This is a genomic window from Thermoflexibacter ruber, assembly GCF_900113045.1.
In the GTDB taxonomy this organism is placed as follows: domain Bacteria; phylum Bacteroidota; class Bacteroidia; order Cytophagales; family Thermoflexibacteraceae; genus Thermoflexibacter; species Thermoflexibacter ruber.
In genome coordinates, this window is sequence record NZ_FONY01000028.1 from 72,294 (window position 1) to 79,942 (window position 7,649).

Here is a 7,649-nt window from a genome sequence, read left to right on the forward strand (position 1 = left end):
GATTATTTTACTTCTTCTTCTACTTCTTTATTGCTTTCTACTTGTGCATCTTCTGCTTTATCTTTAGAAGCTCCGTTTGTATAGGCTTGATAAACAGTCAAATGCTCAAATGGACGTTTTCCTATCAACCTTTCAAGGTCGGTTTGGAAAAGGATTTCTTTTTCTAAGAGTTCTTTGGCTAATACTTCTAATTCATTTTTCTTTTCTAAAAGCAGTGCTTTGGTTCTGTCATAGGCTTTATTGACTAAAGCTTTTACTTCCTTATCTATTAGCTCGGCGGTAGCTTCTGAGTAAGGTTTTTCAAACATATAATCGGAACGCTTAGAATCGTAGAAGGACACATTGCCTATTTTGTCATTCATTCCATAGATACTTACCATGCTGTAAGCCATCTTAGTGATGTGTTCCAAATCGCTTAAGGCTCCTGTGGACACCTTGCCAAAGATGATTTCTTCTGCCGCTCTCCCGCCCAAAGTCATACACATCTCGTCCATTAACTGCTCAGTCGTATATAAAAACTGTTCCTTAGGGAGATATTGGGCATACCCTAAGGCGGCTACCCCTCTCGGAACGATGCTTACTTTTACCAAAGGATTAGCGTGTTCTAAAAACCAACCTGCTATGGCGTGTCCTGCTTCGTGGTAGGCTACTATCTTTTTCTCCTCTGGTGAAATGATTTTATTTTTCTTTTCCAAACCACCTATTACTCTATCTATGGCATCTTGGAAGTCTTGCATATCTACTTTTTTCTTATCTCTACGTGCCGCAATCAATGCCGCCTCGTTGCAGACATTGGCAATTTCTGCCCCTGCAAAACCGGGAGTTTGTGCGGCTAACTTCCTTACATCTACCGAAGCATCTAATTTTAAAGGTTTTAAGTGTACTTTAAAGATAGCTTCCCTTCCATTGATGTCGGGTTTGTCTATGCTAATTTGCCTATCAAAACGTCCTGGACGCATCAAAGCACTATCCAATACGTCGGGACGGTTGGTTGCTGCCATGATAATTACACCAGAATCGGTACTAAATCCGTCCATTTCTACTAATAAAGAGTTCAGCGTATTTTCTCTCTCATCGTTAGAACCGGGTACTTGTCCTCTGCCACGAGAACGCCCTATCGCATCTATTTCATCTATAAAAACGATACATGGAGCTTTTTCTTTGGCTTGTTTGAACAAATCTCTTACCCTTGCTGCCCCTACCCCTACAAACATTTCTACAAAGTCTGAACCTGATAAGCTAAAAAACGGCACTCCTGACTCGCCTGCTACTGCTTTTGCCAGCAAAGTTTTTCCTGTTCCCGGAGGACCTACTAAAAGTACACCTTTGGGGATTTTACCACCCAAGTTAGTATATTTTGAAGGGTTCTTTAAGAAATCTACGACTTCCTCTACTTCTTCTTTGGCTTCGTCAAGCCCTGCTACGTCAGAAAAAGTAATTTTAATCCTGCTTTCACTGTCAAAAAGTGTGGCTCTGGAGCGACCAATGTTGAAGATTTGCCCACCAGGTCCGCCTCCCGTCATACGACGCATAAGCAGGTAGAAGCCAAAAATAAGGATAATGAGCAAGCCCCAATTGAAAAACCAACTATTAAAGTCAGTACGTGGGTCTGGCTTCCAATCTATTCGCTTTTCATAAGGAATGTCCTTTTGTAATTTCTCTAAGTCTTGCTTAAAAATTTCCGCAGAAATAATATTAAACCTATACACTGGTACTTGTCCACCCCCAAAAGGAGCGTTTCTTTGCCCTATCTCTCGCTGATACTCAGGCTTTCTCATTGCCTCTTCGGTAAGAATTACCTCAGCAAATCGCTCATTTACAATGAGAACTTGCTTCACATCTCCGTCAGCAAGCATTTTCTCAAAGCGTTTTTGAGTAATTTCTATTGCCGCATTTTTGCCATTAAAATAGGTCAAACCTATAATAAACAGTATCAAGGCTACTAAAAGCCAAATCTGATAGTTGTTCCTTTGAGAAGGTTTGGGCAACATATTTTTCTTATTATCCTGATTTTCTGACATTTTCTATATAAATTATTCCTACGTTTATTACTTCCTTAAAAATTTTTGTGCGATGTTTATAACATAATATTTTCTAACAACGTACCGTGAGAATTAAATGTTTTATCATCATTTTGCGTTCAACGGCTATTTTAGTTATTAATAAAAGTGATTTCTGCATCTCCCCAGAGTTCTTCTAAACCATAAAACTTGCGTCTATCCTTTTTGAAAATATGAGCTACCACATCAACAAAGTCTAACAAAATCCATTCCCTATTCATTGCTCCTTCCGTATGCCACGGTTCTTCGCCTGTCTGCTTATATACCTGCTCTTCTACCGACCTCATCAGTGCCTCTACTTGTGTATCTGAGTTACCTGAGCATATTACAAAAAAGTCTGTTACTGCTCCCTTCAAACCTCTGAGGTCAAGTACCACAATATCAAGCCCTTTTTTTTCCTGCAGTCCTTCAATGACGATTTTACATAGTTTTTCAGAGTTAATTGCTGACTTAGTAAGCTCTTTTGTTTCTACCATACTTTGAGTTTTAGTCCAAGATATTTAATTTTGTTGTTGTAAAATACAAATTTAAAAACTTTGCAAGAAAAATTATATAAAATTCCAGCCAATACGCAAATAATTGGCAAAAAAATTATTTACCTGCCAACTTGTCATTCTACCAATGACATAGCGTCAGAACTTGCTCCTCAAATAGAGGAAGGCGCAGTAGTCATTACCCACCAGCAAACCCAAGGCAGAGGACAAAGAGGCAATACATGGGAAGCAGAGGCAGGAAAGAATCTTACTTTTTCTCTTATTCTAAAACCCATTTTTCTCCCTGTTTCTCAGCAGTTTTATTTGAATGTTGCTGTCACCTTAGCGATTAGTGATGCGTTGAAATGCTTTTTTCCAGACCAAAGCCAAGTCCACCACCTAAAAATAAAGTGGTCTAACGATATTTATTATGCAGATGCTAAGTTAGGTGGTATTCTGATAGAAAACACTTTGGAAGGAAAAAATATCAAAAATGCGATTGTGGGCATAGGTCTGAATATCAATCAAACACAATTTCATCATACAAAAGCAATTTCTCTAAAAAATATTTTACAGAAAGATTTTTCTTTATCTGAAGTCTTAGAAAAAATATTAGAATGTTTAGAAATAAGGTATTTAGCACTCAAAAATAAAAAACTCCAACTGCTCAAACAAAGCTATCTCAATCAGTTGTATTGGTACAAGGAAATACGTCTTTATCAAGACAATGCGGGCAGTGAATTTATGGGAGAAATTATAGATATTCAAGACAATGGGAGATTAGTAGTCCAAGCAGAGGGAGGAATACATTTTTTTGATTTTAAAGAAATTATTTTTGTAAAATGATTTTCACAGACAACCCTCACGAAATATTCCTTAATTTTTCTTTTCACCTTTGATTTTGCTTACCTTTGCACCAAAATTTTAAAATAGCAAAAACGCTTTTTACCAATTCAGTTTTCATAAATTCAATTACGCATGGAAAAGGTCATCGATAAAATGATGGACAAAAACGTTGCAAAGATTGCACAAGAGCTAAATATCAGCACAAGGCAAGCAGAAGCAACGATTACGCTTTTGGACGAGGGTAGCACTGTGCCTTTTATTTCGCGCTATCGCAAAGAAATGACAGGGAGTTTAGACGAGGTAGCGATTACAGCTATTAGGGACAGAATCAATCAGTTGCGGGAGTTAGAAAAGCGTAGGGAAAGCATTTTGGCTTCATTGAAGGAAATGGGTAAGCTGACAGAGGAGTTAGAAAGGCAAGTCAATGAGGCGGAAACCATGAGTAAGTTAGAGGACATTTACCTGCCTTATAAGCCCAAACGCCGTACTCGTGCTACGATTGCCAAAGAGAAAGGCTTAGAGCCTTTGGCAGAGATTATCTTTGCTCAAGCGGCTGAAACAGATATGCTTACTACGGTCTTATCTTTCATAAATGAAGAAAAAGGAGTAAAAACTATAGAAGAAGCCCTCGCAGGTGCAAGAGATATTATTGCAGAAAAAGTAAGCGAAGACCAAACCGCAAGAGCGGAAATGCGCCAACTTTTTACAGAAAGCGGAAAGTTCAAGGCAAAAGTAATCGCAGGCAAGGAAGAGGAAGGGCAAAAATACAAAGATTATTTTGACTTAGAAGAAAATATCGCTGATGCTCCTTCACATAGAATTTTAGCGATGCGCAGAGCAGAGAAAGAAGGAATTATCTCCTTAGAAATTGCCCCTGATGAAGAATTGGCGATTTTTAGGTTGAATCAACTTTTCCTCAAAGACGGCAATGAGGCTTGCACAGAGCAGGTTACTTTAGCGATTAAAGACGGTTACAAGCGTCTGCTTGCTCCCTCAATGGAAACAGAAATCCGCCTAATGACCAAGCAAAAAGCTGACGAAGAGGCAATAAAGGTTTTTACAGATAATGTAAGACAACTTTTGCTGGCTTCTCCTTTGGGCGAGAAACGCGTATTAGCCTTAGACCCTGGATTTAGAACAGGCTGCAAAGTGGTTTGCTTAGACCAAAACGGCAAGCTTTTGCATCATGATGTAATTTATCCAAATGAACCTCAAAGAAAAACAAAAGAAGCAGGGGATTTGATAAAAAAACTTTGTGAAATATATGAAATCCAAGCCATCGCTATAGGAAATGGAACAGCAAGCAGAGAAACAGAAACTTTCGTCAGGGCTTTACAATTACCTAAAAATATTCAAATTGTTATGGTCAATGAGAGCGGGGCTTCGGTTTACTCAGCTTCTGCCGTAGCCAGAGAGGAGTTTCCTGACTATGATGTAACGGTACGCGGAGCGGTTTCCATAGGCAGACGTTTGATGGACCCATTGGCAGAGTTAGTAAAAATAGACCCCAAGTCTATTGGGGTAGGTCAGTATCAACACGATGTCGACCAGACTGCCTTGAAAAATAGCTTGGACGATACAGTAATCAGTTGTGTGAACTTAGTGGGAGTAGAGGTAAATACTGCCAGCAAGGAGCTGCTCATGTATGTTTCTGGCTTGGGACCTACTTTAGCACAGAATATTGTGGATTATCGCAATTTGTATGGAGCTTTCAAAAGTAGAGAAGATTTGAAAAAAGTGCCTAAGTTAGGAGCAAAAACTTTTGAGCAGTGTGCAGGCTTTTTGCGTATTCGCAATGCTCAGAACCCTTTGGATACGAGTGCAGTACACCCTGAAAGCTACGAGGTAGTGGAAAAAATGGCACAAGACCTCCAAGCTACGGTCAAAGATTTGATGACGAGTGCGGAACTTCGACAAAGAATCAATTTGCAGAAGTATGTTAATGAAAAAATAGGTTTGCCCACTTTGCAAGACATCATGCAAGAATTGGCTAAGCCAGGACGCGACCCAAGAGAGCAGTTTGAATTTTTCTCTTTTGCTGATGGTGTAGAGAAAATTGAAGATTTGAGGGTAGGCATGAAGCTACCAGGCATCGTTACTAATGTTACTGATTTTGGCGCATTTGTAGATATTGGGGTGCATCAAGACGGCTTAGTACACATTAGTCAAATGTCTGATAAGTACATAGCTCACCCTAACGAAGTGCTAAAAGTACAACAAAAAGTAATGGTAACAGTCTTGGAAGTAGATGTGGCTCGCAAGCGTATCTCTCTGGGAATGAAAGGAGATGCTACACCAAAAGTAAGCGGGAAAGTACAAGACAAAAAAGGAGATAGCAAGGATAACAAGAGAAAAGGTAAGGAGGTAGAAGAGGAGGATATGCAGGCTAAGTTACAAAAGCTAAAAGCCCTTTTTGCAAAGTAAGATATAAAACAGGCTGTTTTTTTGTTAAACAGCCTGTTTTGTTTTATCTCATCGTCAAGAACTTTATTCTTTTACTCCCGGTTGTTTGATTTGGAATTTTTCTTTTTCTTTGGCTTGCCTTACCATTTCTCTAACATCAGCCAAAAGTTTTTTTGCATCGTAAACAATACCGTCTTTGATAGTATATTTTACTCCTCCTACTCTTACAGCTTCGTTGTTTTCATTGAGTTTGATGGCACCTGTCCCGTAAAGAACTTTCAAATTTGCCAAAGGGTTCTCCTCTACTATCACCATGTCGGCAAGTTTTCCTACCTCTATCGTACCTATTTGGTCTGCCATGCCTAAAGCCTCTGCCCCTTTGAGCGTAGCAGCTCTGATGACTTCCAAAGGGTGGAAACCTGCTTCTCTTAGCAGTTCTAACTCTCGAATGTAAGCAAAGCCATACGTTTGAAAAATAAAACCAGAATCAGAGCCTGTAGTTACTCGCCCACCGCGATTTTTATATTCATTGACAAAGGTCATCCAGATTTTATAATTTTCTTTCCAAGCTACTTCCTCTTCTGTTCCCCAATTGTGCCAATGCGAGCCGTGAGAAATACGACTTGGCATGAAAAACCGCCATAAGGAAGGAAGCGTATATTCTTCGTGCCACTCTGCCCTGCGTGCCAGCATCAACTCCCTATTTGCCTCATAAATATTAAAAGTAGGGTCTATGGTAAAATCCAATTTGAGTAACTCGTCCATGACCTTGTTCCAATGCGGTGAATAGGGTTTTGCTGCTTGTTTCCAAAGTTTGCCCGCTTCGCCAAACCTGTGTTGCTCATTGGCATAGTTGTAGTCCGCAGGATAGTTTTGAATAGTTCTATCCTCAAAAAGTGCCTCAGGAAGTCCGTACCAGTGTTCCATAGTGGTTAAGCCCATTCTGGCACTGTGCAGTACGTTTTGCCAGGCTACATCGGTTTGGGCATGGTGGCAAGCAGAACCTAAGCCTAATTTTTTAGCCTCGTCCAAAGCTGCCGCCATGATGTCAGGTCTTGCGCCAAAAAACTTGATGCCGTCGCCTCCTCTCTTGGCTAAGTCTTGTACCCATTGGCGGGCTTGGGTGGCATTACTGATAGGTTCGGAGCGACCTTGTCCAAAGGTTGCATACGCTTTTATTCTGGGGGCAGTAATCTCATTTTTTGCACTTTTTTCTCTATGCTCTATTACCCAATCTAAGCCGTTACCAGCCCCAGGGTCTCTTACAGTCGTGATGCCATGAGCCATCCAAAGTTTGAAAACATACTCTGCACCAGCCCCTTGCGCCGCACCTCCTATATGTCCGTGCATATCTACAAAACCCGGTAATAAGTACATACCCTCGCAATTTAGTTCTTTATCTCCTTCGTTTGCTTTAGGGCGACTGTTAGGGTTAATAGACACACCGGGATAGCCTACATTGGCAATTCGGACAATCTTATTTTTTTCTATGACTATGTCCACAGGACCTACAGGCGGCGAACCCGCTCCATTAATTAGAGTTACTCCTCTGATAATCAGACGATTAAACTGTCCTTCTCCTTCTGCTCTTTGCGGTGCTTTGGGAACTTCAGGACGCTGGGCAAACACGGGCAAGGAGAGCAGAAACGCTAAGAAAATGAGTAGTGTAGTATTTTTTTGCATAAAATTGTGTGAAATGATTGATTACTCGATAATTACTTACTTTTGAGATAAATATAAGTAAAGATGCAATAAAAATAAAAATATATCCCACCAATTGTGCTAGTTAAAATATAAAGTTTTTTATATCTAAGATAGGTTGTTGAGTTATAAAGTTTAAATAAATAGCAAAAGTTAGGGATGTTAT

5 protein-coding genes are annotated in these 7,649 nt (G+C 39.9%); 2 read left to right on the plus strand and 3 right to left on the minus strand.

Annotation, left to right across the window (positions count from 1 at the left end; genetic code table 11):
- Window positions 1–2: 2 nt before the first annotated feature.
- Window positions 3–2,021 (minus strand): ATP-dependent zinc metalloprotease FtsH, encoded by a 2,019-nt coding sequence (gene ftsH / locus BM141_RS15360; RefSeq protein ID WP_091548215.1) that lies wholly within the window; start codon window positions 2,019–2,021, stop codon window positions 3–5.
- Between the two features lie 131 nt (window positions 2,022–2,152).
- A complete protein-coding gene (gene rsfS / locus BM141_RS15365) occupies window positions 2,153–2,536 on the minus strand; it encodes a ribosome silencing factor (protein WP_091548217.1) in 384 nt (127 codons plus the stop codon).
- Window positions 2,537–2,596: 60 nt separating this feature from the next.
- On the opposite strand from rsfS, the gene BM141_RS15370 reads away from it, so the two are divergent.
- Together BM141_RS15370 and BM141_RS15375 are read left to right on the plus strand one after the other, a co-directional pair.
- Window positions 2,597–3,379 carry a biotin--[acetyl-CoA-carboxylase] ligase gene (locus BM141_RS15370; protein WP_091548219.1) on the plus strand — a complete coding sequence of 261 codons (783 nt, stop codon included), beginning with the start codon at window positions 2,597–2,599 and terminating at the stop codon, window positions 3,377–3,379.
- A gap of 132 nt (window positions 3,380–3,511) precedes the next feature.
- Window positions 3,512–5,803, plus strand: a complete 2,292-nt coding sequence (locus tag BM141_RS15375; protein WP_394331687.1) for a Tex family protein — start codon at window positions 3,512–3,514, stop codon at window positions 5,801–5,803.
- A gap of 63 nt (window positions 5,804–5,866) precedes the next feature.
- Here the strand turns inward: BM141_RS15375 and BM141_RS15380 are convergent, their stop codons facing one another.
- The gene (locus BM141_RS15380; protein WP_091548221.1) at window positions 5,867–7,465 is read right to left on the minus strand and encodes an amidohydrolase family protein; all 1,599 of its coding nucleotides are present in this window, start codon (window positions 7,463–7,465) and stop codon (window positions 5,867–5,869) included.
- Window positions 7,466–7,649: the final 184 nt, after the last annotated feature.

Excerpts from the sequence above, each read along its gene's own strand:
- ftsH (WP_091548215.1), bottom strand. The coding sequence starts at position 2,021 with ATGTCAGAAAATCAGGATAATAAGAAAAATATGTTGCCCAAACCTTCT.
- rsfS (WP_091548217.1), bottom strand. The coding sequence starts at position 2,536 with ATGGTAGAAACAAAAGAGCTTACTAAGTCAGCAATTAACTCTGAAAAA.
- BM141_RS15375 (WP_394331687.1), top strand. The coding sequence starts at position 3,512 with ATGGAAAAGGTCATCGATAAAATGATGGACAAAAACGTTGCAAAGATT.
- BM141_RS15380 (WP_091548221.1), bottom strand. The coding sequence starts at position 7,465 with ATGCAAAAAAATACTACACTACTCATTTTCTTAGCGTTTCTGCTCTCC.